Origin of the sequence: Acetobacterium sp. (assembly GCF_030652775.1) — a bacterium.
GTDB lineage: Bacteria > Bacillota > Clostridia > Eubacteriales > Eubacteriaceae > Acetobacterium.
Genome location: NZ_JAUSPS010000028.1, coordinates 1 through 24,841, shown reverse-complemented (window position 1 = coordinate 24,841; position 24,841 = coordinate 1). Strand labels below are relative to the sequence as shown.

At 40.9% G+C, this 24,841-nt stretch carries 27 protein-coding genes; 17 read left to right on the top strand and 10 right to left on the bottom strand.

From position 1 onward, the window contains the following. Positions 1-152 precede the first annotated feature (152 nt). The 10 genes from Q7J41_RS04655 to dnaA form a co-directional block, all read right to left on the bottom strand. A complete protein-coding gene (locus Q7J41_RS04655) occupies positions 153-830 on the bottom strand; it encodes a class I SAM-dependent methyltransferase (protein ID WP_304885736.1) in 678 nt (225 codons plus the stop codon). A 401-nt stretch (positions 831-1,231) separates the two neighbouring features. Further along, entirely contained in the window at positions 1,232-1,516 is a 285-nt protein-coding gene (locus tag Q7J41_RS04650) for a PTS sugar transporter subunit IIB (RefSeq protein ID WP_304885690.1), read from the bottom strand. A 27-nt stretch (positions 1,517-1,543) separates the two neighbouring features. Then, complete coding sequence (gene rpe / locus Q7J41_RS04645; RefSeq protein WP_304885689.1) at positions 1,544-2,194, bottom strand: ribulose-phosphate 3-epimerase; 651 nt, start codon at positions 2,192-2,194, stop codon at positions 1,544-1,546. A 34-nt stretch (positions 2,195-2,228) separates the two neighbouring features. Beyond that, positions 2,229-2,681 (bottom strand): PTS sugar transporter subunit IIA, encoded by a 453-nt coding sequence (locus Q7J41_RS04640; protein WP_304885687.1) that lies wholly within the window; start codon positions 2,679-2,681, stop codon positions 2,229-2,231. Then, a complete protein-coding gene (gene gyrA, locus Q7J41_RS04635) occupies positions 2,681-5,182 on the bottom strand; it encodes a DNA gyrase subunit A (protein ID WP_304885686.1) in 2,502 nt (833 codons plus the stop codon). Before gyrA ends, Q7J41_RS04640 begins: the two co-directional genes overlap by 1 nt. A gap of 20 nt (positions 5,183-5,202) precedes the next feature. Continuing rightward, positions 5,203-7,119: a DNA topoisomerase (ATP-hydrolyzing) subunit B gene (gene gyrB / locus Q7J41_RS04630; protein ID WP_304885684.1), complete on the bottom strand. Its 1,917-nt coding sequence runs from the start codon at positions 7,117-7,119 to the stop codon at positions 5,203-5,205. Between the two features lie 33 nt (positions 7,120-7,152). Then, complete coding sequence (recF, locus tag Q7J41_RS04625; RefSeq protein ID WP_304885682.1) at positions 7,153-8,268, bottom strand: DNA replication/repair protein RecF; 1,116 nt, start codon at positions 8,266-8,268, stop codon at positions 7,153-7,155. Next, positions 8,250-8,489, bottom strand: coding sequence for an RNA-binding S4 domain-containing protein (locus tag Q7J41_RS04620; protein ID WP_304885681.1), 240 nt, complete (start codon positions 8,487-8,489; stop codon positions 8,250-8,252). The genes recF and Q7J41_RS04620 overlap by 19 nt, the downstream gene beginning before the upstream one ends. A gap of 236 nt (positions 8,490-8,725) precedes the next feature. After that, complete coding sequence (gene dnaN / locus Q7J41_RS04615) at positions 8,726-9,838, bottom strand: DNA polymerase III subunit beta (protein ID WP_304885679.1); 1,113 nt, start codon at positions 9,836-9,838, stop codon at positions 8,726-8,728. Between the two features lie 196 nt (positions 9,839-10,034). Continuing rightward, the gene (dnaA, locus tag Q7J41_RS04610) at positions 10,035-11,390 is read right to left on the bottom strand and encodes a chromosomal replication initiator protein DnaA (protein WP_304885678.1); all 1,356 of its coding nucleotides are present in this window, start codon (positions 11,388-11,390) and stop codon (positions 10,035-10,037) included. A gap of 463 nt (positions 11,391-11,853) precedes the next feature. Between dnaA and rpmH the strand changes: the two genes are divergently transcribed. The 17 genes from rpmH (at position 11,854) to Q7J41_RS04525 (ending at position 24,706) form a co-directional block, all read left to right on the top strand. Continuing rightward, positions 11,854-11,988 carry a 50S ribosomal protein L34 gene (gene rpmH, locus Q7J41_RS04605; protein ID WP_084504966.1) on the top strand — a complete coding sequence of 45 codons (135 nt, stop codon included), beginning with the start codon at positions 11,854-11,856 and terminating at the stop codon, positions 11,986-11,988. Between the two features lie 64 nt (positions 11,989-12,052). Then, a complete protein-coding gene (rnpA, locus tag Q7J41_RS04600) occupies positions 12,053-12,391 on the top strand; it encodes a ribonuclease P protein component (protein ID WP_304885675.1) in 339 nt (112 codons plus the stop codon). A 1-nt stretch (position 12,392) separates the two neighbouring features. After that, positions 12,393-12,605: a membrane protein insertion efficiency factor YidD gene (gene yidD / locus Q7J41_RS04595; protein WP_304885673.1), complete on the top strand. Its 213-nt coding sequence runs from the start codon at positions 12,393-12,395 to the stop codon at positions 12,603-12,605. 33 nt (positions 12,606-12,638) lie between these two features. Next, positions 12,639-13,601, top strand: coding sequence for a YidC/Oxa1 family membrane protein insertase (locus Q7J41_RS04590; RefSeq protein WP_304885671.1), 963 nt, complete (start codon positions 12,639-12,641; stop codon positions 13,599-13,601). 30 nt (positions 13,602-13,631) lie between these two features. Next, entirely contained in the window at positions 13,632-14,261 is a 630-nt protein-coding gene (gene jag, locus Q7J41_RS04585; RefSeq protein WP_304885669.1) for an RNA-binding cell elongation regulator Jag/EloR, read from the top strand. Positions 14,262-14,429: 168 nt separating this feature from the next. Beyond that, complete coding sequence (gene mnmE, locus Q7J41_RS04580) at positions 14,430-15,809, top strand: tRNA uridine-5-carboxymethylaminomethyl(34) synthesis GTPase MnmE (protein WP_304885667.1); 1,380 nt, start codon at positions 14,430-14,432, stop codon at positions 15,807-15,809. 10 nt (positions 15,810-15,819) lie between these two features. Continuing rightward, the gene (mnmG, locus tag Q7J41_RS04575; protein WP_304885665.1) at positions 15,820-17,721 is read left to right on the top strand and encodes a tRNA uridine-5-carboxymethylaminomethyl(34) synthesis enzyme MnmG; all 1,902 of its coding nucleotides are present in this window, start codon (positions 15,820-15,822) and stop codon (positions 17,719-17,721) included. Beyond that, entirely contained in the window at positions 17,714-18,436 is a 723-nt protein-coding gene (gene rsmG, locus Q7J41_RS04570; protein ID WP_304885663.1) for a 16S rRNA (guanine(527)-N(7))-methyltransferase RsmG, read from the top strand. Before mnmG ends, rsmG begins: the two co-directional genes overlap by 8 nt. 237 nt (positions 18,437-18,673) lie before the next feature. Continuing rightward, positions 18,674-19,438, top strand: coding sequence for a ParA family protein (locus Q7J41_RS04565; RefSeq protein WP_304885661.1), 765 nt, complete (start codon positions 18,674-18,676; stop codon positions 19,436-19,438). A 2-nt stretch (positions 19,439-19,440) separates the two neighbouring features. Then, positions 19,441-20,334, top strand: a complete 894-nt coding sequence (locus tag Q7J41_RS04560; protein WP_304885659.1) for a ParB/RepB/Spo0J family partition protein — start codon at positions 19,441-19,443, stop codon at positions 20,332-20,334. A 44-nt stretch (positions 20,335-20,378) separates the two neighbouring features. Beyond that, complete coding sequence (locus tag Q7J41_RS04555; RefSeq protein ID WP_304885657.1) at positions 20,379-21,464, top strand: hypothetical protein; 1,086 nt, start codon at positions 20,379-20,381, stop codon at positions 21,462-21,464. After that, positions 21,461-22,114: a CvpA family protein gene (locus Q7J41_RS04550; protein WP_304885656.1), complete on the top strand. Its 654-nt coding sequence runs from the start codon at positions 21,461-21,463 to the stop codon at positions 22,112-22,114. Before Q7J41_RS04555 ends, Q7J41_RS04550 begins: the two co-directional genes overlap by 4 nt. A 9-nt stretch (positions 22,115-22,123) precedes the next feature. Continuing rightward, complete coding sequence (locus Q7J41_RS04545) at positions 22,124-23,023, top strand: mechanosensitive ion channel family protein (RefSeq protein WP_304885655.1); 900 nt, start codon at positions 22,124-22,126, stop codon at positions 23,021-23,023. Then, on the top strand, positions 23,013-23,219 hold the full coding sequence (locus Q7J41_RS04540) for a DUF951 domain-containing protein (protein ID WP_304885653.1): 207 nt from the start codon (positions 23,013-23,015) through the stop codon (positions 23,217-23,219). Before Q7J41_RS04545 ends, Q7J41_RS04540 begins: the two co-directional genes overlap by 11 nt. Further along, positions 23,216-23,848 carry a stage II sporulation protein M gene (locus Q7J41_RS04535; RefSeq protein WP_304885651.1) on the top strand — a complete coding sequence of 211 codons (633 nt, stop codon included), beginning with the start codon at positions 23,216-23,218 and terminating at the stop codon, positions 23,846-23,848. Before Q7J41_RS04540 ends, Q7J41_RS04535 begins: the two co-directional genes overlap by 4 nt. Positions 23,849-23,960: 112 nt before the next feature. Beyond that, entirely contained in the window at positions 23,961-24,248 is a 288-nt protein-coding gene (rpsF, locus tag Q7J41_RS04530; protein ID WP_026394927.1) for a 30S ribosomal protein S6, read from the top strand. A gap of 11 nt (positions 24,249-24,259) precedes the next feature. Then, positions 24,260-24,706, top strand: coding sequence for a single-stranded DNA-binding protein (locus tag Q7J41_RS04525; protein WP_304885648.1), 447 nt, complete (start codon positions 24,260-24,262; stop codon positions 24,704-24,706). The last annotated feature ends 135 nt before the right edge of the window (positions 24,707-24,841 follow it).

Below are 24,841 nucleotides of genomic sequence, written 5' to 3'. Positions count from 1 at the left end.
CACTAAATCAAGCCCAGTTCTAACGAGATTCTTTATTTTTAAGTGACCCATAACAATCCTTCCCTTTAAAAATTTGCAACAAAAAAAGCCAATATAACACAACTCCTTTCAAGGAGTAACTGCCTTATTGGCTTATTTATTTTTAATGACTTTTATGAAATTAATTGATTTTCTTCTTCGTCTTTTGTTCCCATCAGCACAAACCAAGGGTCATAGTCATAACCGTGGCGGGTCACATCTGGAAGCTTTTGAATCTGAACATCCACCAGCCCGTTTCTTTCCAGTAAATCCCGAAGTTCTTCCATCCGAGCGCCTTTTATGGCTAATTGCTTATCCACTTCTTCATCTTCATAAATATTGATCTTACCAATATTTAACCCGATCCCTTCTTGCATTCGATTGAAGCACATGATTTTACCACCTGGTTTCAAAATGCGTAGCCATTCTTTAATTGCCACATCTGGTTCAACCAGTGTCCAGATTAACCGTGAATTAATAATAAAATCAATGGTATTATCCATAAAAGGCAATGCTAATACATTCCCTTCCATAAACACAGTGTCTGAACCAACAGTCTTTGCATGTTTAACTCCAAGCTTCATCATTTCTTTTGAAATATCAATTCCAATGGTTGAATAACCCAATTTAGAAGTCATGTTCGCCAGAAAACCTGTCCCGGTGCCTAAATCTAAAACACTTTTGTTTTTATCTTCACCTAATAATCTTTCTAAAGTAGCTCCCCAGGCATTTAAATCTTCAGTATCATGTTCCTTATCAAATACCAAAGATCTTTCATCCCAATACTCACCAATTTTTTTGATAACATTCATTACTTCCAATTTCTTTTCTCCTTGTTTTCACTTTTTTTAATTAACCAATATCAATTAATAAACTATTTTTAACAAAAATTTATAATAACCGTTATCATCCTCCTCAAAAAAAGAAGATCCCTAATTGACTTAGGAACCTTCATGGCTTCATTGTTTTTATTTAGTGTAGTGCTTATTTAATTAAAATATTTATTCCGCAATTCTAATTTATATGCATTACTCAAAAAAGAAGGTTCCTATATTTTTGAGGAACCTTCAGGTTTTGTTTTTTTATATTCAAAAATGGAATTCTTATGACCGGAGCTTCATTCTCCAAATCTGTGGTTAAGCATACCAATATTTAGAATATTTGTCAATCTCAATTCAAACTTTATTTTCAACTAACTATTTTAATATGTTTTCTATTTTTTCAATATCTCAATCAACTGGTCAATAGTACTTTGTAAATTAATGCCCGTTAAAAAGGCGCGACCATTAATCACCGGGATGTCAATATCCCCTTCTAGTTGACAGGTACAGACAATCGCATCCGGATGTAATTCTTGATATTTTTGAAATGCATCAACCGCTTTGGCTTGAACGGTTCGACACTCAATGCCATTTTCCTGAGCAATCTGTTCAATCTTTTTGGCAACCACTGTTGATGTTGCCAGGGCTGTTCCACACGCAACTAAAACAAGTTTCATCGTTTTTCCCTCTTTCAATTTTAGAATTTATCGCTGGATGATTTTTCTAAATTGTCCTATGTTCTCTTTCATATCGCCTTTAAATAAACAGGATCCGGAAACGATCACATTGGCCCCGGCTTCCACCACATCTTTTAAAGTGTTAAAATTAATCCCGCCGTCAACCTGAAGTTCAATACTCCGGTTGCCAATCAGTTGGCGACAGGCTCTTATTTTTTCAGTACTGGCCGGAATATAGCTTTGTCCGCCAAAACCGGGATAAACACACATAATCAGAATCATACTGAGCTGATCAAGATAAGGCTTAATCACCTCCAGGGATGTATCAGGAGAAACCACCAGCCCCGGTCTGACTCCTTTCTTGACAATGGCATCAAGACAAGCCTGGATATCACCATCCGATTCGACATGAACGGTAATGATATCTGCTCCGGCATCGGCAAACTGGTCAATATACTTAAGTGGTTCAGTAATCATCAAATGGACATCAAAGGGAATGGCTACCGTCTTTCGCAACTGCGCCACCTGATCCGGGCCGATGGTGATATTCGGTACAAAATGACCATCCATAATATCGACATGGAGATAATCGGCGCCATTTTTTTCTACTTCTTTTAGATCCCGTTCCAGATTGGCAAAATCTGCACTAAGCATCGAGGGTGCTATTTTAATATTCATCGGTATTCACTTTCTTTTTCTTCCTGTGATTTGACTATAAAAATGTCTTAATGAGATTGTATATGCTTTGCGGCTCTTTTGCAGCTTTTATTTTTTTTAACATTTTTTCATTTTGAATAATGGTAATAATAGTTTGTAATATCCTGAGTTGTTTTTCAGGATTATTAATGGCCAGTAAAAAGACAATCTGAACCGGAATACTTTCTTTGGGATTTCCCATGCCGGCAAAAACGATGGTATTTTTTAAGGTAACAATGGAGATACTTTCTTTTAATACATATTTCGCTTCAGTATGGGGTAGAGCTACCCCTATGGTTGTGGGTAAGCCGGTGGGAAAGGTTCTTTCCCTTTCCACTGCGGCTTCAACAAAATCTTCGGTGATGCACCCCTGCTCAAGCAGCGGTTTGGCTGCTAAAGCAATGGCATCAAACTGATCATTGACCGTACAATTGACTTGAATGCGATCGATATGGATTAATGAGTCCATTATTCTTTTTCAGTGGTGTTAACGAGTGAGATTTGATTTTCGCCTTCGTCGTCGAGATCATCCACTGGATCCTCCTTGTAAACTTTAGAAATCGTGGCAATAGATTCTTCGGGTTTTAATTTCATCAGACGGACGCCCTGAGTATTTCGGCCAACGGCGGTAATATCATTGCCTTCCAGCTTGATTACAACGCCCTGATTATTAATCATCATGATTTCGCCATCCCGGCTGATCACGCAGAAGCCCACCAGTTCACCCGTTTTCTTGGTGACCTTATAGGTTTGAACACCCTTGCCGCCGCGTTTCTGAGGTCGATAAAGGTCTGATGCGCTGAGTTTACCGTAGCCATTTTCACTGACACAAAGGACAAACAGCTCTTCTTTGACAATGTCCATCCCGACAACCACATCATCTTCGCGCAGATCAATACCGCGCACCCCGATCGATGTTCGGCTGATCGGTCTTACCTCTTCTGAGCTGAAGCGGATCGCATAACCACACTGGGTTCCCATAACGATTTCTTCATCCTGTTCAACTAACCGGACATTAATCAGCTCATCCCCTTCTCTGAGGTTAATGGCGATGATACCATTTTTTCGGGAAGTGTCATATTCGGTTAAATCGGTTTTCTTGATAATCCCCTGCTTGGTTGCCATAATCAGGTACTTATCAGCCGTGAATTCTTTAACCGGAATCATCGTGGCAATCTGTTCGCCAGCTTCTAATGGTAAGAGATTGACAATGGCGGTTCCTTTGGCGGTTCGTCCACCTTCGGGAATTTCAAAAGCTTTTAAGCGATAGACCTTACCAAGATTGGTAAAGAACATCAGATAGTGATGAGTAGTGGTGGTAAAGAGGTGTTCGACAAAATCATTTTCCCGGGTGCTGAGGGCCGTAATCCCTTTTCCGCCGCGTTTTTGTGAGCGGTAATTATCAGCCGTAATCCGCTTCACATATCCGATATGGGTCATCGTGATGACAACTTCTTCTTCTTCAATGAGGTCTTCGATTTCAAAGTCTTCGACATCGATATCAAAGTTAGTGCGACGTTTATCGCCGTATTTTTCTTTGATTTCGATCAGTTCTTCTTTGATGATATTCAGAACCAGTTGACCATCGCCTAAAATTGCTTTTAATTTGGCAATCGTCACCATCAGTTCTTTGTATTCTTCTTCGATTTTTTCCCGTTCCAGACCAGTTAAACGCTGGAGACGCATGTCCAGAATCGCCTGAGCCTGAATTTCAGAAAGACTGAACCGTAAAACTAATTGTTCCTTGGCGACTTTGCCATCGGCAGCCGCTCTAATTAATTTTATCACTTCATCAATATGATCCAGGGCAATTTTTAAACCTTCTAAAATATGCGCTCGAGCTTCGGCTTTTTTAAGATCAAAAATCGTTCGTCTGGTAATGATTTCTTTTTGATGTTCAATATAGTGAAAGAGGATCTCTTTTAAATTGAGAACCTTGGGTTCATTGTTGACCAAAGCCAGCATGATCACCCCAAAGGTTTCCTGGAGCTGGGTATGTTTATATAACTGATTTAAAATAATCGTTTCATTGGCATCCCGTTTTAAATCAATGATGATCGACATTCCTTTTTTCAGGTCGGATTCATCTCTTAAATCAGAAATTCCTTCGATTTTTTTCTCTTTAACCAGTTCGGCAATTTTTTCAACCAGCTTGGATTTATTGACCATGTAGGGGATTTCTGTGATAACAATCTGTTTCTTACCTTTTTTGGTAGTGACAATATCAACCTTACCACGAACCTTAATCCGACCCCGGCCGGTGCGATAAGCACTTTTAATGCCCGATTTGCCTAAAATAATCCCAGCAGTTGGGAAATCTGGTCCTTTGACATGCTTCATCAGTTCATCAATGGTAATCTCCGGGTCATCAATAAAGGCCACGGTACCATCGATGATTTCGCCCAGATTATGGGGCGGAATATTGGTGGCCATCCCGACCGCAATCCCTGAAGATCCATTAACCAGAAGGTTGGGATATTTTGATGGCAAAACCGATGGTTCCGTTTCCGACTCATCAAAGTTGGGAATAAAGTCAACGGTTTCCTTATTAATGTCCCGCAACAGTTCAGCCGCTATTTTACCCATTTTTGCTTCGGTATAACGCATCGCCGCGGCGCTGTCTCCATCGACCGAACCAAAGTTACCCTGGCCATTAACAATCAGATACCGAATCGACCATTCCTGAGCCATCCGCACCATCGCATCATAAACCGACGAATCACCATGAGGGTGATACTTACCTAAAACATCCCCGACAATACGGGCTGATTTACGAAAGGTTTTATCGGGCGTTAACCCCAGTTGGCTCATCGCATAAATAATCCGGCGATGAACTGGTTTTAAGCCATCCCGAACATCCGGTAAGGCTCGACCTATGATGACACTCATGGCGTAGTCAATATAGGAAGTTTTCATTTCTTCTTCAATATTGATCGATTTTATCCGATCAAATTCAATTATTTCTTGCATTTAACGTTACTCCTTCTTGACTAGATGTCCAAATTCTTAACTTTTTTAGCATTCCGTTCGATGAACTCTTTACGGGGTTGAACCTTATCACCCATCAGAATGGTGAAGATTTCATCCGCATAAGAGGCTTCTTCAATATTGACCTGAAGCAAGGTTCGCACGCTGGGATCCATGGTGGTTTCCCAGAGTTGATGGGCATCCATTTCCCCAAGACCTTTGTATCGTTGCAGACTGATGCGGGAGCGATCTTCCACGCCTTCCAGTTTTTTCTCCAGATCCCGGTCAGTATAGGCATAATCAACCTGTTTTCCCCGGGTGATCTTATAAAGGGGAGGCTGGGCGATATAAACATATCCGGCTTCGATAAGACCTGGCATATAGCGATAAAAGAAGGTTAACAACAGCGTTCTGATGTGAGCCCCATCGACGTCGGCATCGGTCATGATGATGATTTTATGATAACGGGCTTTTTCAACAGTAAATTCTTCTCCGACTCCGGTACCGAAAGCAATGATCATCGATTTTAAGGAATCAGTCGTCAGAATCCGATCCAATCGGGCTTTTTCAACGTTTAAGATTTTACCACGCAGGGGTAAGATCGCCTGGGTTTTAGAGTCTCGGCCAGATTTGGCAGAACCACCCGCCGAGTCCCCTTCCACGATATATATTTCAGACAGCGCCGGATCTTTTTCCCGGCAATCCGCCAGTTTCCCTGGTAACGCTGTGGAATCTAAAGCACTTTTACGGCGCGTAAATTCACGGGCTTTTTTAGCGGCTTCCCGGGCTCTAGCGGCCGATAGGGTTTTTTCAATAATATTTTTAGCAATGCTGGGATTTTCTTCCATCAGCGCTGAAAGTTGATCGCCGACAATGGTTTCAACAATTCCCTTAACTTCGGTATTTCCCAGTTTTGATTTAGTCTGACCCTCAAACTGCGGATCGAGCAGCTTGATGCTGACAATCGCAGTTAAACCTTCCCGGGCATCTTCGCCGGTGAGATTTTTATCATTCCCCTTTAAAAAGCCGTTTTTCCTCGCATAGGTATTAACGGTTCGGGTTAGCGCACTCTTAAATCCATTAAGATGGGTTCCCCCTTCCGGGGTGTTAATGTTATTGGCATAGGAAAAAATATTTTCCGAATAACCGGTGGTATATTGAAAGGCGATTTCCAGCGCGTAGTCGTCCTGTTCTTTTTCAAAATAGGTAATCTTATCATACAGGGGATCTTTATTGCGATTCATGTATTCCACATAGGAATGAATCCCGCCGGTATAATAATAGGTTTCTTTCCGTTTAGGTGATTCTTTTTCATTAATCAGATTAATTGAAACGCCCTTATTAAGAAAAGCCAATTCTCTTAAACGATGCTCTAAGATATCAAAGTCATAGTCGGTTTCCTCAAAAATATCCTTATCGGGTTTAAAATAAATGGTGGTTCCGGTACGATTGGTGGTTCCGGTGACGGTCAGATCACAGGTCGGCTTGCCTTTTTCATAGGATTGAAAAAAGATTTGCCCTTTTTGTTTGACTTCAACGGTCAATTTTTCAGACAGAGCATTAACAACCGATACCCCAACCCCATGCAGTCCGCCGGATACCTTATATCCGCCACCGCCGAATTTACCGCCGGCATGAAGAACCGTTAAGGCCAACTCAACCCCGGTTTTTCCCTGAGAATGGTTCATCCCGGTGGGAATTCCCCGGCCATCATCGACAACCGTAATGGAATCGTCCTGATGAATGGTGACACTGATACTTTTACAATAACCAGCTAAGGCTTCATCAATACTATTATCCACCACCTCATAAACTAAATGGTGTAAACCCCGGGAACCGGTGTTTCCGATATACATTCCCGGTCTTTTTTGAACAGCCTCTAATCCTTCGAGGACCTGTATCTGATCAGCTGTATAATTATCTGATTTGTTTTCTGGCATGTTTTCCTCCTGATTTTCATGGTTTATTAATGATTATTTGTTAATGATTACCTGGGTCTTGCCCTGAACGATCTCAATGACGTGTCGATGTTCTTGCGTAACTTCGCCATCGTTTAAGATATCTTCGGTACAGGTGATAAAGGCCTGGGTTTTATTTAAAAGCGAGAGAATGCTTTTGCGGCGGTGTTCATCCAATTCAGAAAAGATATCGTCCAAAAGAACCACCGGGTATTCTCCAGTGTTATCATAATATATCTCTATTTGGGACAATTTGAGGGAAATGGCGGCCGAACGCTGCTGACCCTGGGATCCATAGCGCCTGGCATCTTTTCCGTTAATTTGAATGATCATGTCGTCCACGTGGGGTCCATAAATCGTGGCGCCCCGTGAAATTTCTTCCTCCCGGCTGGATTCTAACCGTTTTTGGTATAAGTGTTTTATTTCTGACAGTTCTTCCAAAGAATCGATAATGTTGTTCAGATAGGATAATGAAAGAGTTTCTTTTCCAAGACTAAGTATTTGATGCAGATTATTTGCTTCCCGGTTAAGTCGATGCAGATAGCGAATTCGGTGATTCATTAACCGAACCCCGGTTTGAATAAGCTGTTCATCCCAAACATCCAGGGTCGTGATCAGACTGGGTTCATAATGAATACTTTTTAATAGGGAATTTCTCTGATTCAATATTTTTTCATAATCTCTTAAAATATAGTGGTACTCTGGCCGGAACCCGGATATTTCTTGATTAAGAAAGCGCCGTCTTTTATCAGGCCCTTCTTTGACTATTTTCAAATCATCCGGTTCAAAGAGGATGGTATTGAAAATCCCATTGATCTTATCTCTTTTTTTTACCTTTCCATCCAGTAAAAACTGTCGTTTTCCCTGATAACTTTTGGCCGAGAGGGTATGTTTAACCTCTTCGCTGACAACCCTGGCACTCATAAAAAAATCATCATGATCCCATTGGGCAAGTTCTGCCACATTTGAAGCACGATGACTGTAACCTCGGGATAAAAAAAACATAGCTTCAATAAGATTTGTTTTTCCCTGGGCATTTTCGCCCAGAATAATATTAATTCCTCTTTGCGGTGTGAAACATTCATTTTCATAATTGCGATAATGAATGAGTTTTAATTCTTCGATAAACATGGTTTCCCGATCCCTTTTACTTGCAGGGTATCATAATCTTTTATTTCTACCAGATCACCATCTCTTATTTTTTTATTCCGCTGGGTACACAACTCCCCGTTCACCCGAATTAAACCATCTAAAATCATAAATTTGACATCGCTGCCGTTGCCGACAATACCGGCATATTTTATCAGCTGATCAATTTTTATGAACTCTGTGTTAATTTCAATTATTTGCATATTTTTCCCCGCGCATTATATTTTTGACAAAAATGAAAGAGCATTACACGAATCCCCTTTATTTATGCCAAAATTGATTAAATTTTTATATGTTTATCTTCTAACCAAACTATTATAACATAAAAATAAAAAATAGTCTAAAATTTCAACGAATCATTTGCATAATTCTGATCTTTTAAACTACTTTTAATGCTATTTTAAAATCATTATTTTATTGACTATTTTAAACTGCGTATTTAATTTTCTTCAGCAATCCGAACCGGCAGGATTAAATAGATAAAATTACTTCCTTCGATGGGAAGCAAAACGCCTGGTCCAACCGAAGTTGTCATATCAATCATCAGCTCTTCCCCTTCGATCACCCGCAAGGCTTCGATCAGAAATTTGGAGTTAAAGGCTATTTTTAAAGACTCGCCATGATTTTCAATCGGAATCACTTCAAAAACATCGCCGATTTCGGCATTAGAGGTTAAAATTAGCTGATCCTGATTAAAATCCATTTTGATTAAATTATTTTTACCTTCTCGGGCCAGTAGCGCTGCCCGTTCACTGCTTTCCAGCAACAGCCGGCGGTTGACCTTAACCTGGGTGGCTTTTTCCGCAGGGATGATCTGTTTGTAATTAATAAAGTCACCTTCTAGTAAGCGGGAGGTGAACTGGGTATTATCCATTTCAAAAAAGATCTGATTTTTTGAAAATTTGACTACGACATCGCCATTGTAATTGGCTAGCACCTTATTGATTTCAGATAAGGATTTTGACGGAATAATCACACTGAGGTCTTCCGCCACTGGACTTTTAATTTTACCAGCTCTGAGCGCCAACCGGTACCCGTCAAGGGCAATCAAATTGATATTGTCATCATGAAGCTCTATTTTTACGCCGGTCAAAACTGGAATATTTTCATTGGTAGCCACCGAAAATAAGGTGCCTTTAATCAGTTCTTTCAAAACAGCCGCATCAATGGTAAAAATATGGTCGTCGATGACTTCGGGGAAGTCTGGGAATTCTTCGTCAGATAATCCTTTTAAGGTAAAATTTGACAACAGACACTCTATTTTTATTTGATGATGTTCATCACTTTCAAAGAAAATATCAGAACCGGACATTTTACGAATCAACTCACTGATGATGGAGGCAGTTAAAACGATCTCGCCGCCGCTTTCCACTTCAGCCGGAATCGTCACTTCGACACCAATTTCCAGATCAGTACTTCTTAATAATAATTTATTATCAGCTGCGCTAAAAAGGATACCTTCTAATATTTTCATGGTTGTTTTTGATGAAACTGCTTTTTGAGCAACAGACAATGCTTCCATGAGACTTTCTTTTGAACAATTGAATTTCATAAGTAATCGCTCCTTTTTTAAATTTGAAAACCCCTTTTATATATAAATATATAGATTAAATTAATAGTAATAGTAGTAGGGGGTGTGGATAGTGTTAATAACTCTGCGAATGATTTGATAGCACAAAAAAAACAGAAAAAGTCGGGGGATAAATTGTGGATAACCTCTTCATTGATCCGACAGAGAATGTGGGTTGTTAATTACCGTTAATTTCTCGTTCAATTCGCAGAATGAGATTTTTAAAATCGGTATTGGTACTCATTTCTTCAGCTATTTTCTGACAGGCATGGATTACGGTCGAATGATCCCGGCCGCCGAACTCTTCGCCAATCCGGGGCAATGACAAATCCGTGATTTCCCGGGTAATATACATCGCTACCTGACGGGGCAACGAAATGGAACGGGTGCGTTTTTTGGAATTCATGTCGTCAACCGTAATATTGAAGTATTTTGCCGTGACTTCTTTAATATACTCGCCGGTAATGACAATGTCTTCTTTTTTTCTAAAGATATCTTTCAGGGCAGTTTTGGCCGATTCCAGATTAATCGGAACCTTATGCAATTTTGAATAAGCAAATACCGTAGTTAAAGCGCCTTCAAGTTCTCGGATGTTGGAATGGATGCTATCAGCGATAAAACTCAGAACCTCGTTGGGGATCTCATCGCTGAAAGATTCAGCTTTTTTTCTAATAATGGCAATCCGGGTTTCAAAATTAGGGGCATAGATATCGGTGATCAGACCGCTTTCGAAACGGGAGCGGAGCCGCTCTTCAAGGGTTGGTATTTCTTTGGGTGGACGGTCACTGCTGATAACGATCTGTTTATTTTCCTGGTGCAGAGTATTGAAGGTATGGAAAAATTCTTCCTGAGTTCCTTCTTTTTTAGCTAAAAACTGGATGTCATCAATTAACAGGATATCGGCGCTGCGGTATTTGTTGCGAAAAGAAATGTTTGTTTTATTCTGAATCGCATCGATAAAGTCATTGGTAAACTTTTCGCAGGACACATAAACAACCTTCTTATGCGGTGCATAGGATAAAATGTAATGTCCGATGGCCTGCATAAGGTGGGTTTTTCCCAAACCAACGCCGCCATAAATAAACAGTGGATTATAACGTTCAGAAGGTGCTTCGGAAACAGCGACACAGGCAGCGTGGGCGAAACGGTTGTTTTCGCCGATAACAAAACTGTCAAAGGTATACTTGGGGTTCATCGAGTTGTTCTGATAGTTTGATATTTTATCTTCCACATTGGTAATGGATATCTGTGGCGAAGCGTCATTTTGGGGGATCATCGCATCTTCTTCTTTTAATACGATTTTCACCTGACCGGTTTTTCCGGTAACCTCAGCCAGGGCATTCGTGATTAAGGGAATATGCCGACTTTCCAGAATTCCTTTTTCGAATTCATTTTCTGATAAAAAATAATAGGTGTTGTTGACGTAGTTTATGGGCTTTATTTTTAAGAACCAGGTGTTAAAACTGGTTGGACTAATATCCGGTTTGATAATTTCAAGTGCGGCATCCCATATTTTTTTAAAGGAAGTGTCCATTAAATGAACCTCCAATTTCTAATAAATTTAAGTCGTGTCATTGTGGATAAAATTCTAACTTATGCACAGAGAATCTATTTTAATGTGAATAGCCAAATAAATCAAGCAATTTATAAGAAAAATTGTTGATAACTTAAAAAAGTTTTACCAACAGGAAAAGATGAAAACAAACGGAAAGTTGAAAAATATCGACAAGTTATCCCCAATTAATCCACAGAATCCCAAAATTTGTGGATTAATTGGACAATTTCATAGAACTTATCCACATTTCGGTTGATAAACCTAGTATAACAAATTGCGGTAAGGCATTCAATATAATTAAAATAAACATAAAGCTTGCGAAAACGCCTCATATTTGATAATATGACTTGACATAAAATAAGCGAGATTATATAATTCTAGGGTAAAAGTCTTATTAGCTTATAAACAAATGAATATAAAGTATTAGTCAGGGGGTGTCGAAGTGAAAAGAACTTATCAACCAAAAGTTAGACAACGTAAAAAAGAACATGGTTTCAGAAAAAGAATGTTTACCAAAAGCGGTCGACTTATTTTGAAGAAAAGAAGACAAAAAGGCAGAGAAAAATTATCAGCATAATCCTTTGTAGACCGTTTTTCAAAAGCGGTCTTTTGTTTAATAAAAATTAAGGAGAATTCCTTTGGTGAGAATAAAGTCCCTGAGCAAGGAAAATGAATTTAAACGTGTTTTTAAAGTTGGGGATGTATTCGGAAATAAGGTCTTTGTGATCTATTATATAAAGAACGAAGAGAATACCAATCGTTTGGGAATAATAGTAAGCAAAAAAGTTTCTAAAAAAGCTGTGATCAGAAATAAGGTTAAAAGACGAATTAAAGAGGCATATCGTCTTAATGAAGATTCTTTTTCAAAGGGTTATGATATTATTCTAATTGCTAAGGAATCCATTAAAGAAGTGCCGTATAGTAGTTTGGAAAAATCACTAAAACATTTGTTTTATAAGAAGAATCTCATGAGGCCATAGGATGTTCAAGCAATTTTTAGTTTTAATTGTTAGAGGATATCAGAAATTCATTTCGCCTCTATTAGGAAATAATTGTCGTTTCAGTCCCACTTGTTCAGAGTATTTTATTTTGGCCGTTGAAAAATACGGTGTCATTAAGGGAAGCTATTTGGGTGGAAGACGCATTCTTAGATGCCATCCTTTTAATCCCGGGGGATATGATCCCCTTCCTTAGAATGTTAGGGAGAAAAACTTAAGGAGTTAATGAATGGAGTTTTTATACCAGATCTTTGGTTGGATGCTATTTCAGATTTATGGAATTGTCCATAATTATGGATTATCAATCATCATTTTTACAATATTAATGAAGGTATTATTACTACCGCTTAATATTAAACAAACCAAATCGATGAAGGATATGCAACGCCTTCAGCCGGAATTACAGAAGCTTAACAAAAAGTATAAGAATAATAAAGAAAAATTAAATGAAGAGACCTTAAAACTCTACAAAACCTTTAAGGTTAATCCAGCCGGTGGCTGTTTACCAATATTATTACAATTTCCAATCCTAATTGGTCTCTATCAGACCTTGCTACATCCAGAAACCTGGGTGTTCGTTAATGGAAGCATCAGTGGGATTGATATGTCCTTTTTATGGCTGCAAAGCTTAAGCGTCCCAGATCCAATTTATGTATTACCGATTTTGGCGGCGTTATTTACCTTTATCACTCAGAAATTTACGATGGCAGCTTCACCCAGTACAAATCCGGATGATCCTAATGCTAAAACCCAGAAAATTATGCTTTATGCGATGCCGCTGATGATTGGATATATTTCCATTTCGATGCCGTCTGGGGTTGCCCTTTACTGGGTTGTCCAGAATGTCTTTACCTTTGTGCAACAATTTATTATGATGCGCATTCCGGAACCGGATATTTCCATCGAAGAAGCGGAACGCCGGGTTCGTGAAGCAGAAGAAGAACGAAAGGCTGATTTAGCGGCCAAACGGGCGGCAGCCAATCCCAATGCCCCCAAAGGCAATAAAAAGGATCCGAGCGATGAACCGAAAAAGCCCTTAACACGGCCAGCGTCAAATAAAAGAATTCAGAGTTCAAAATCCTATCAGCCAACGGAGGAACAGCGAAAAAAACCATCAGTTGAAATTCCCGAGCGCGACGCAGCTCAGGAAGAAGCCTATCAAAAAGCCAAGGAACGTTATGATAACAAATAAAATGATGACGCAAAGCTAAGGAGAGGGAAAATGAATAAGACAGTAACGGGTACTGGTAAAACCGTAGAAGATGCTATTAACCATGGTTTGCAACAGCTTGGTGTGACAAAAGAACAAGTTGAAACAAATGTATTGCAAGTACCGGACAGTGGGTTAATGAAGATTTTTGGAAAAAAAGAAGCCATTGTTGAGGTATCACTGATAAATAATCCTGAACAACGGGCGTTTGATTTTTTAAATGATGTCCTCGATGCCATGAAAATCAGCTGTAAAATCCATACTCGTCTCGAGGATAAAGTATTATTCATTGATCTGGAAGGTAAGGATATGGGCGTCTTGATTGGACGTCGCGGTCAAACCCTTGATTCTCTCCAATATTTAGTCAGTTTAGTTATCAATCGACAGCATGAAGAATACGTTCGGGTTATTCTGGACACTGAAAACTACCGTGCTAAGCGGGAAAAGACACTGGAAGATCTGGGCGAAAAAATGGCCAATAAAGCGGTTTATTATCAGAAGAAAATGCTGCTGGAACCGATGAACCCTTCGGAGCGACGGGTCATCCATGCAAAACTTCAGAATCACGACAAGGTCTTTACCTTTAGTGAGGGGGAAGAACCTTATCGCCGGGTTGTTATCCAGTTAAAAGATAAAAACTAAAAGAAAAAACAAAAGATCAAGAAAAGAATTAAAAAAATAATCGGGCACTTTGCAAGTTAGCTTAAGAGTTAATTGTAAAGTGCTTTTTTTATGAGCGATACTTGTCAACCCCAGGGTTTTATTATATTATAAGAGATTAGGAAACGATTATTGAGACAGGAGAAAAAATTGGAAGTCTTATTACAAAATGAAGATACCATTGCTGCGGTAGCCACCGGTATGGGCGGCGCCGGAATTGGCATTATCAGAATCAGCGGCGCTCAGGCCGTGACACTTAGCAATAAGCTGTTTGTCAATCCCCGGGGAAAAACCCTGGTCGCCGCTAAAAGTCACGAATTGATTTACGGACGCATTGTCGATCCAACTGAAAGCAAAGATATTGACGAGGTGCTCATTTCTAAAATGATCGCACCGCATTCCTATACCGCCGAAGATGTGGTGGAAATAAACTGCCATGGCGGGATTGTTCCGATGCGTAAAATACTAAAACTGGTGATTCAATCCGGAGCACGTTTGGCTGAACCCGGGGAATTTACCAAGCGGGCTTTTCTAAATGGGCGCATGGACCTGACCCAGGCCGAAGCCGTCATTGATATCATCAATGCTAAAACCGAAAAAAGTCTGGAGTATTCGGTGGCTCAACTGGAAGGCCGACTGTCGCAGAAACTGGAAGAATTGGATGAGACCCTGGTGGGGATTTTATCGCATATGGAAGTCAACATTGATTATCCTGAATATGATATTGACGAAATCTCATATGATTTTGTCAATAGCCAGATCTTGGGGCTGTTATCTAAGATAAAAGAAATCCTGGTGGTGGCAGAAACCGGCAAGATTTACCGCGAAGGCATCACCACCGCGATTCTGGGTGAGCCGAATGTCGGGAAATCATCGTTATTAAATACCTTATTAATGGAAAACAAAGCGATCGTCACCGATATTCCCGGAACAACCCGGGATACCATTGAAGAGTATCTTAATATCGAAGGGATTCCCTTTAAAATTATTGATACCGCCGGGATTAGAGAAACCGATAACCTGGTCGAAAAAATTGGCGTGGAAAAATCCCGGTCGCTTTTAAAGCAAACCAATCTGGTCATTTTTATGCGCGATATCTCAAAGGAGATGTCAGCCGGGGAAAAGGAACTGATCGAGTTGCTGAAAAACCGCAAGACCATTTATATTGCTAATAAGACCGATGCTATCACGGGAAGTGATATCGCAATTCCCGAGCCCTGGATCCCGATGTCGCTGCTGGAAGATCAGGGAATTGAAACACTGCGACAAAAAATGCTGGAAATGGTTTTTGAAGGAACCGTCAATCAGGATGCGGACTACCTGATAACCAATACCCGGCACATTCAATTATTAGAAATAACCAAGAACAGTCTGGAAAACGCCATCGCCACGATGACCAGCCAGATGCCTTTGGAACTCGTCAGTATTGACGTCATGGAAGCCCTGGAGGCGCTTCGGGGGATCACCGGCAAGGCTGTGGGGATGGATATCATCGATCAGATTTTTAAGAATTTTTGCATTGGAAAGTAGAGGAAAGAGAATGACATACCCAGGAGGAGACTACGACATTATCGTCATTGGTGCCGGCCATGCTGGTTCCGAAGCAGCTCTGGCCAGTGCCAGAATGGGACTGAAAACCCTGTTATTAACGATCAATCTGGATTCGGTGGCGATGATGCCCTGCAATCCATCGATTGGCGGCACCGGAAAAGGACATCTGGTCAGAGAAATCGATGCCCTTGGCGGTGAAATGGGAAAGAACATTGATGCAACGATGATTCAGTGTAAGATGTTAAATACCGCCAAAGGTCCGGCAGTTCATTCGCTGCGGGCTCAGGCCGATAAAAAAGCCTACCAGTTCCGGATGAAAGAAGTGATTGAGAACCAGGTGAACCTACTGCTAAAACAGCAGGAAGCCACCGAGATTATTGTTGAAGATGGAAAAATTACCGGTGTGATGGTTAATACCGGGGCAGTTTATAACTGTCAAGCCGCGATCATCTGCAGTGGCACCTATTTAAAGGGCCGCATTATTATTGGCGATGTTCAATATGATGGCGGACCTAATGGCTTATTTCCGGCCATGGTTTTATCGGACAGTCTCGAAAAAAATGGCATCGCACTGCAGCGTTTTAAAACCGGAACGCCAGCGCGGGTCGATGCGAAAACCCTGGATTACTCCAAAATGATTATTCAGGAAGGTGATGAACACATCGTTCCCTTTTCCTTTGAAACCGATCGGATTGATATCGACCAGGTACCCTGTTACCTGACCTATACCAACCCGGAAACCCATGATATTATCAATGCCAACATTGAGCGATCACCGCTATATACCGGAGACGTGGTAGGGATTGGCCCCCGTTACTGCCCTTCCATTGAAACCAAGGTGATGCGCTTTCATGATAAGGAACGACATCAGATTTTTATGGAGCCGGAAGGATTAAATACCAATGAAATCTATGTCCAGGGGATGTCGTCCTGTCTGCCAGAGGATGTTCAGATTGCCTTATATCGAACGGTGCCGGGAATGGAAAAGGTGGAATTTATGCGTTCGGCCTATGCCATCGAATATGACTGTATCCATCCAACAAGGTTAAAGGCTTCACTAGAGTCCAAGGAGGTTGCGGGTTTGTTTTTCGCCGGACAGATCAACGGTACCTCCGGTTACGAAGAAGCCGGTGCTCAGGGGCTGATTGCCGGCATTAATGCAGCGCTTTATTCACGGGGTGAACAACCGATAATCATTGATCGATCCGAAGGTTATATTGGGGTACTCATCGATGATATTATTACTAAGGGGATCGACGAACCCTATCGGATGATGACATCCCGGGCCGAATACCGGTTATTGTTACGGCAGGATAACGCCGATCTGCGGTTAACCGAGATCGGACATAGGGTCGGACTGATCAGTGAGAGCCGTTATCAGAAGTTCCGGGAGAAAAAAGAACAGATCAAACAGGAAATCATCCGTCTCAATCAGGTTATTGTCAAACCCAATCAACAAAACAACGAGGCGCTCAAATCTTTTGGCAGCTCGGAGATCCAGCATGGTTTATCGATCGGGGAACTGATCAGGCGGCCGGAAGTTAAATATCTGCAAACCGCGATTTTTGATCCCGAACGGCCAACCCGGCACTGGAGTGTGGTGGAACAGGTTGAGGTTCAGATCAAGTATGAAGGCTATATTAAAAAACAACTGCAGCAGGTAGAACAATTTAAAAAGCTTGAACACAAGTTGATACCGCCCGAACTTGATTACATTAAAATCGGTGGACTGCGGATCGAAGCGGCCGAAAAACTTCAGGAAATAAAGCCCCTGTCAATGGGACAGGCTTCCCGAATTTCCGGGGTTTCGCCGGCGGATATTTCGGTTTTGTTAATTGCCATGGAACAGCGCCGAAGAAGTTCAGATAAGGATGGAACAGATAATGAATAATCGTAGTGAAAAGTTGATTGCCCTGGGCAAAGAGGTCGAGATAGCTATCAATGAAAAACAGGCAGAAAAGCTGATCGCTTATATGGATCAGCTGTTAGAAAAGAATAAACACATCAATCTGACTCGGATTACCGATGAAGATGAGTTTATCAAGCTTCATTTATTAGATTCCCTGACCCTGCTTAAACTGATCAAAAACCCCCGGTCAAGCATCCTGGATGTCGGAACCGGCGGTGGTTTTCCGGGTATTCCGTTGGCTATTCTACTAGAAGAGGCGGAGATTACCTTAATGGATTCCACTAAAAAGAAACTGAATGTGGTTCAGTCCATTGCCCAGGAGTTAGGGATTAGCAACGTTAAAATTCTTCATGGCCGAGCCGAAGAATTGGGACAAAACAGTAATTACCGGGAAAGATATGAAGTAGTCACGTCCCGGGCAGTGGCAAATCTGACCCTCCTTGCTGAATACTGCTTACCACTGACAAAGGTGGGGGGACGATTTTTGTCGATGAAAGGGAGAGATTACCAGGAAGAGCTGGAAGCGGCCAGAAAGCCAATCGCCGTTTTGGGTGGGAAAATAGTTGAAATAGAAAAGGGTTTATTACTGCAAAGCGATTATGTTCATGTTATAATGAATGTGGAAAAGATAAAATCAACACCTGATCTATTTCCACGCATCAATGGCAAGATCAAAAAAGAAGTATTCCCCGTTTAAATATTAAAATTGCAAGAAGAAATAAAGGGTTTTATGATACTATTTGACCTGGTTTCCAAGAGATGTTTCACGTGAAACATCTCTTGAAAATGAAAATATGCAGATGGTTAGTCTTTTCATATGTTTCACGTGAAACATGAGACTGGCAAAAATTAATAGCATCAGAACTAAATGAGCCAGATTGTTTATGGTAGCTTCGCAAACATCGAGCGAGTGATTAAATTTAAGGAGTAGAGTATGGCGAAAATCGTGGCAGTATTTAATCAAAAAGGTGGTGTTGGAAAAACAACCACAAATATAAACTTAACCACTGCCCTCAGTTTGGAAGGATACCGGATCCTGGTCATCGATATCGACCCCCAGGGAAATACCAGTAGTGGATTCGGAATTGAAAAGAATAATCTAGAAAAAAGCGTCTACAATGGCATTATTCACGGCGATGACCTTAAAGAGATCATTCTGACGACTTCTTACGATAATCTTCATATCCTTCCATCTCATCCAGATCTGGCCGGAGCCGAGATTGAACTGACGAATATGCCGCAGCGAGAATTGCGCCTTAAAAATAGCATTGAAAATGTCAAACCATTCTATGATTATATATTTATTGACTGCCCACCATCATTAGGGTTATTGACGATTAATGCCCTGGCGATGACAAATACGGTATTGATACCGATCCAATGCGAGTTTTATGCCTTGGAAGGGGTGAGCCAGTTGATGAATACCATTAGTCTGGTCAAACAGGGGTTAAACCCGCAATTAGAAATTGAAGGCGTGCTGATGACGATGTTCGACAGCCGCACTAACTTATCGAATCAGGTTGTCGATGAAGTGGTCGACTATTTTAAAGATAAGGTTTATGAAACGATGATTCCTAGAAATGTACGGCTGGCAGAAGCACCCAGCTATGGGCAAACTATTTTTGAATATGCCAATGCATCAAAAGGATCGAAAGCATATCTTGCTCTTGCAAAAGAGTTTATACAGAGACAGGAGTAGTTATGGGAAAAAATACCGGTTTAGGAAAAGGGCTGAGAGCGTTGTTTCCCGACGAAGCGGTGGTGACCTCACAAGAAGATGAAATACTGGAGGTTGACCTTGAAAAGCTTGTTTTTTATGTAAAAACAAATAACGTTCGACCAAACCCGAAACAACCCCGAAAAACCTTTGATCGCAGTAAGTTGGAAGAATTGGGCGCGTCGATCAAAGAACATGGCATCGTCCAACCACTGGTGGTTAAACCAGAAACAAAGGGATATACCATTATTGCCGGCGAAAGACGCTGGCGGGCAGCAAATATGATCGGCCTGAAAGAGATTCCGGTGATCGTCAAAGATCTCCCCCCGGAAGAAGTGCTGGAGATTGCCATTATTGAAAATGTGCAGCGGGAAAACCTGAATAGTATTGAAGAAGCGATGGCCTTTGAGGCACTGATGGAAAACTTCAACCTGACCCAGGGCGAAATTGGCATTCGAATCGGGAAAAGCCGAACGGCCATTGCCAACACCCTCAGGCTGCTAAAACTACCAACAACGATTCAAGACCAATTGGCGCAGGGACAGATTACCTCGGGGCATGCCCGGGCAATTCTTATTCTGGAAGATTCGGAAAAAATGGAAGTTTTTGCCAACGAGATCATTGAAAAGGGCATGAGTGTCAGAGAAGCTGAAAATCGCATCAAAAAAATGCAAACCGAAGGTCTGGCAAAACCACTGCAAAAGAAAAAAGACGACAAAGGTTATATCATCGAAATCCAGGATGCTTTGGAGAAAAAATTTGAGACCAAAGTGCATTTAAGTAGCCGCGGAAAAAAAGGAAAAATCGAGTTTGTCTATTCGTCACTGGAAGAACTGGATCGTCTGCTCGAACAATTGGGATATGAAAAAACAAATTAGGATCTGTCAAGTTACGACAATTCGAATATGAAATGGAGAAAATAATGAATCAAATCAAAAGAAAGAGACGATTATCAGCTCTAGAAGCTGCAGTATTAGGTAATATCCTATATATTGTGATTGTTCTGATATTTAAAAATGTATTTGATCTGATCAGAACAAGCGATTTTAACTATCTGTTTAATGGTATCCAATTATTGACCATTGGCGCATTCTGGATCACCTTGTTTGCAATCTGCTTTAAGAATATCAGTGGTGATGAAAAACCCAAGACGATAAGATACATGCTATACAGTCTGATTCCGATTGTCGTTTTAACCGGGACATTAACGGTTGTTTCGACCATGTTCCCAGGACAGGATACAAGCAGTATCTGGAATCAATTTGCTTTTATTGCCGCACCAACGATTTTTTGGTATCTACCATATGGATTAATTTATCAATTAATTGGTAGTGAGATATCAATTTTTGTATTATTTGGAATCGGATTAGTATTGACGATTGTCTTTCAGGTGATTGGGATTGTTTTAGGACGGCTCCTGGGTCACAAATACCGGGAAGAAACCAAGGCCGAAGATCAGCGGGATCTGGAGTACGATCTGGAAACGAAAAAAGAAAAGAAGAAACCGCGAAAAAAATCACGTGTGCCAAAACGTGAAAGCATTGGTTTGGATGGTCTTTCCAATGAACAAATCAATGAAGGATTTACCCCCAATGCACCGGAAACCATGAACATGACCGAAGTAATCATTGATGATAACTATGTCGCACCAGAACGAACAAATTATAAAAAACCGCGCCGGGGAGGCAAATCAGAAACCGGACTTTTTGAAACAATTGATCCCGTCACGGAAGAAAAACGCTTCACCGCAGAAAGAGTTCAGCCAGCCTATGAGTCCGAAATACAACCCGCCGCGATGCCGGATATTACGACCGCTGCGGTAAGTGGTAAAGGACAGTCAGAAACAGTCGGCGACTGGGATCTGTCTCATCCCATCGAACTGGAAAATTTAAATAAAGGGCTGAACCAGCATGAAGAAACAGACGACAAGTCCTTCCTAATGGAAACCAGTGCCGTACGGATCATCAACGAAGAAGACATCGAAGAATACTATAGGAATAAAAAATGAGTTTTTCAGCATTGACATCACTTGATTTTATTTGCATCCTGATTTGCTCGCTTTCAGGAATCATAGGATACAAACGAGGTGCAATAAATACCCTGATCAGTTTCGGGGGATTTATTGCATCTTTTGTAATCGCCTGGATATTTTCGCCGCTGCTGGGCGACTGGCTGATTCAGACGGGAGTGCTTAACAGCTTATTTGAAACCATCAATGTGGAAGCGTTTTCCCAGTCGTTGATGGATCTGGGTGCCCAGCAAAGCGGTTTAACTAACTCACTGTTGGGAGCAGCGGCGAGCAACGGTGGTCAGTCCGCTACCGATCAGAGCCTTGCCACCATGACCGCATTGATCATCCATGGCATTGCCCAGAGTATCAGTTTTGGGATCATTGTTCTGGGGGTATCCGTTTTTTGTTGGCTCCTGCAGATTATTTTTCTGGGAATATCGAAAATTCCGGTTATCGGAACAATCAATCACTTGGCCGGAATGCTGATCGGACTGATTTTAGGGGGCGCAATCATCGCCGTCATGCTGTGGGTGTTTTCAGTCATTAATCTTTCGACCGGTGGCGTGTCAAATCTGCCAACCGCCCAAAACAGCAACCTGCTGCAAATTGCCGCACCAATGGTACTTAACTACATGGGAATTCAATAGGAGACGATAATGGAATATATAACAACAAGTTTTTCATCCTATATCAGTCAAATCGATTTTTCAAATCTTTTGCATAAATGTCTGATTTGCGGAATTGTCCTGATTGGCGTTATGATCGGCTTAAAAATCACCTTTGGTGTTGTTGACCGGATTTTTGACGGCGAAAAGGCCGGGCTTGAAGCCAGAGATGCCCGGCGCATCATTACCTTAAACAATGTCACAAAAACGGCCGCCAGAGCAAGCATCTGGACCCTGGCAGGTCTGATTATCCTGGGTCAGTTTATCAATGTCGGTTCACTGTTGGCGGTAGCCGGCGTAGGAACCTTGGCCATTGGTTTTGGTGCCCAGGGCATTGTCGAAGACGTGATGAGCGGATTTGTGATTGTCTTTGAAAATCAATTCAGTGTCGGCGATTATGTGATCATTGACGAAACCCATTATGGCATTGTCGAGGCCATTGGCATCCGCACCACTAGTGTCCGGGAATTTAATGGCGGGCTCTTTATTATTCATAATGGGAAAATTGACCGTTTGATCAATTATTCAAAAGGTCATATAAAAGCTATTGTGGATGTCGGTATCGCCTATGAAGAAAACATTGCTAAGGTGACCGAATTACTTGAAGAGTTATGTGATGATCTACATAAGAATCATGAAGAGTTATTCAAAACGAGACCAGAAGTCCAAGGCGTAACACGGCTTGATCCATCAGCCGTTAATATACGGGTCGTTTGCGATGAGGATGCATCGACTAAATTTATGGCTGAAAATATATTGCGTCAACGAATCAAAGAAGTCTTCCAAGAAAAAGGAGTCGAAATTCCATACAATAAGTCAGTTATTTATACCCATGAATCAATTAAGGATGCCGGTATTAAAAAAGAAGTAGAGGCAAAACATGGAAACTAAAGTTTATGCATTAGGGGATCGGGTAGAAATGAAAAAAAAGCACCCCTGTGGGAGCTTTCAGTGGGAAATTATCCGGGTCGGGGCAGATATTAAAATAAAATGTCTCGGTTGTGGACATATTGTCATGCTGCAACGATCAAAATTCAATAAACAGATCAAGAAAATTCTAAATAGTGAGAGCAAGGGTGAGCGATGAAAACTTTTTTTATGACCCAATGGAATGGCGCCGAAAGCTATTTTGAAAAAAAACTTAAATCAACATATTATTTCTGCCTGGCTTTTTTTGGTATCATGATTGTTTTAAATACCTTGCTATTTCTCAATGATCCAACCTTGAGTCAAAGTTATTTTATGGAGTTGCAGGCACTATTCAATCAGAAGGGATTTCTTAATAGCACTGGCATCGACCTGTGGCTCGGCATTTTTCTGAATAATGTCATTGCCAGCGGAATCAGTAGTCTTTTGGGCGTTATTCCTTTTTTATTTTTGCCGCTGTTTTCGCTGGCCTCCAATGCCATCATTATCGGCTTGATTGGAGCCGTTTATCAAACCAATGGCATCGGTTGGTTTGCTTTTCTGGTTGGTGTTTTGCCCCATGGTATGATTGAGATTCCGGCCCTGGTGTTAGGTGTAACCCTGGGGGTTCATCTCTGTTTTAAACTGTCGAAAACAATTTTAAGAAGAAGTTTTAAAGGTGAATTAAAACAGGCGGTGATTGGATGTTTGCGAATTTATCTGCTATGGTTGATTCCACTTTTCTTTTTAGCGGCTTTTATCGAAACATTTATGACGCCAATTCTATTTAACGCAGTTGCGCCGTTATAAATAAAAAATAAAAATAAAATCCTTGCATGAATTGGAAGATATGATATAATTAAAAGCTGTAATCCTTGCTCGCTGGAAAAGTGAGCCATAGTCCATGAGGAGGTGAAATGGAATGAGAGTATACGAAACATTATTTGTTTTAAAACCGGATCTTGAAAAAGAAGCGATTGAAGAATTAGTCGGCAAAGTAAAGGCTGTAATTGAAGCAGCTGGAGAGATTGAAAAAGTCGACGAATGGGGCAAAAGAAAATTAGCCTACGAAATCGATAAAAAGTATCAAGAAGGTTTCTACGTATTAGTAGACTTCAAAGCTGAGAACTCAGTACTTGATGCATTGGATCATTTATACAAAATTAACGAACAGTTTATTCGAAGCATCGTTATTAAAAAAGAGAAATAGGGGGCAGTTCTGTGAATAAAGTAATTCTAGTAGGAAGACTAACCCGAGATCCTGAGGTAAAAAACACAACAACGGGCAAAGCGGTAGCTACATTTACCTTAGCGGTGGATCGTCGTTTTAAAAACAAAGATGGTCAAAAAGAAGCTGACTTCGTGCCAATTGTCGTGTGGGGAAAACAGGCAGAATTTGCTGGTCAATATTTGTCAAAGGGTAGCCAAATTGGTGTATCAGGACGACTACAAGTAAGAAGTTACGACGCACAGGATGGTCAACGACGTTATGTGACGGAAGTTGTTGCCGATGAGATTAATTTCCTGTCATCCAGCCGGAAAGATTCAAATTCCACAACTGGATACCAACAAGCTTCAGCGCCACAAGCAAATAATAATAATATGTCAGTAATGGGATTGGATGAAGATTTTCATCTGATGGCCGATGATGACGATATACCTTTTTAGCCACCTGCCTATAAAGGTACATAGAACTGGATAAAACGCAGGTAAAAACAAGCTTAAAGCATGATGTAACCCTACACTATGCATAACATTTATTTAATCATAGTATAATACATTATCATCAATAGTATAAATAAC

Excerpts from the sequence above, each read along its gene's own strand:
- Q7J41_RS04565 (WP_304885661.1), top strand. The coding sequence starts at position 18,674 with ATGGCGAAAATCGTGGCAGTATTTAATCAAAAAGGTGGTGTTGGAAAA.
- mnmG (WP_304885665.1), top strand. The coding sequence starts at position 15,820 with ATGACATACCCAGGAGGAGACTACGACATTATCGTCATTGGTGCCGGC.
- Q7J41_RS04620 (WP_304885681.1), bottom strand. The coding sequence starts at position 8,489 with ATGCAAATAATTGAAATTAACACAGAGTTCATAAAAATTGATCAGCTG.
- Q7J41_RS04590 (WP_304885671.1), top strand. The coding sequence starts at position 12,639 with ATGGAGTTTTTATACCAGATCTTTGGTTGGATGCTATTTCAGATTTAT.
- Q7J41_RS04655 (WP_304885736.1), bottom strand. The coding sequence starts at position 830 with ATGAATGTTATCAAAAAAATTGGTGAGTATTGGGATGAAAGATCTTTG.
- rpsF (WP_026394927.1), top strand. The coding sequence starts at position 23,961 with ATGAGAGTATACGAAACATTATTTGTTTTAAAACCGGATCTTGAAAAA.
- Q7J41_RS04640 (WP_304885687.1), bottom strand. The coding sequence starts at position 2,681 with ATGGACTCATTAATCCATATCGATCGCATTCAAGTCAATTGTACGGTC.
- yidD (WP_304885673.1), top strand. The coding sequence starts at position 12,393 with ATGTTCAAGCAATTTTTAGTTTTAATTGTTAGAGGATATCAGAAATTC.
- Q7J41_RS04535 (WP_304885651.1), top strand. The coding sequence starts at position 23,216 with ATGAAAACTTTTTTTATGACCCAATGGAATGGCGCCGAAAGCTATTTT.
- gyrB (WP_304885684.1), bottom strand. The coding sequence starts at position 7,119 with ATGCCAGAAAACAAATCAGATAATTATACAGCTGATCAGATACAGGTC.
- Q7J41_RS04555 (WP_304885657.1), top strand. The coding sequence starts at position 20,379 with ATGAATCAAATCAAAAGAAAGAGACGATTATCAGCTCTAGAAGCTGCA.
- dnaA (WP_304885678.1), bottom strand. The coding sequence starts at position 11,390 with ATGGACACTTCCTTTAAAAAAATATGGGATGCCGCACTTGAAATTATC.
- recF (WP_304885682.1), bottom strand. The coding sequence starts at position 8,268 with ATGTTTATCGAAGAATTAAAACTCATTCATTATCGCAATTATGAAAAT.
- dnaN (WP_304885679.1), bottom strand. The coding sequence starts at position 9,838 with ATGAAATTCAATTGTTCAAAAGAAAGTCTCATGGAAGCATTGTCTGTT.
- Q7J41_RS04560 (WP_304885659.1), top strand. The coding sequence starts at position 19,441 with ATGGGAAAAAATACCGGTTTAGGAAAAGGGCTGAGAGCGTTGTTTCCC.
- Q7J41_RS04540 (WP_304885653.1), top strand. The coding sequence starts at position 23,013 with ATGGAAACTAAAGTTTATGCATTAGGGGATCGGGTAGAAATGAAAAAA.
- rpe (WP_304885689.1), bottom strand. The coding sequence starts at position 2,194 with ATGAATATTAAAATAGCACCCTCGATGCTTAGTGCAGATTTTGCCAAT.
- rsmG (WP_304885663.1), top strand. The coding sequence starts at position 17,714 with ATGAATAATCGTAGTGAAAAGTTGATTGCCCTGGGCAAAGAGGTCGAG.
- Q7J41_RS04650 (WP_304885690.1), bottom strand. The coding sequence starts at position 1,516 with ATGAAACTTGTTTTAGTTGCGTGTGGAACAGCCCTGGCAACATCAACA.
- Q7J41_RS04545 (WP_304885655.1), top strand. The coding sequence starts at position 22,124 with ATGGAATATATAACAACAAGTTTTTCATCCTATATCAGTCAAATCGAT.
- Q7J41_RS04550 (WP_304885656.1), top strand. The coding sequence starts at position 21,461 with ATGAGTTTTTCAGCATTGACATCACTTGATTTTATTTGCATCCTGATT.
- gyrA (WP_304885686.1), bottom strand. The coding sequence starts at position 5,182 with ATGCAAGAAATAATTGAATTTGATCGGATAAAATCGATCAATATTGAA.
- jag (WP_304885669.1), top strand. The coding sequence starts at position 13,632 with ATGAATAAGACAGTAACGGGTACTGGTAAAACCGTAGAAGATGCTATT.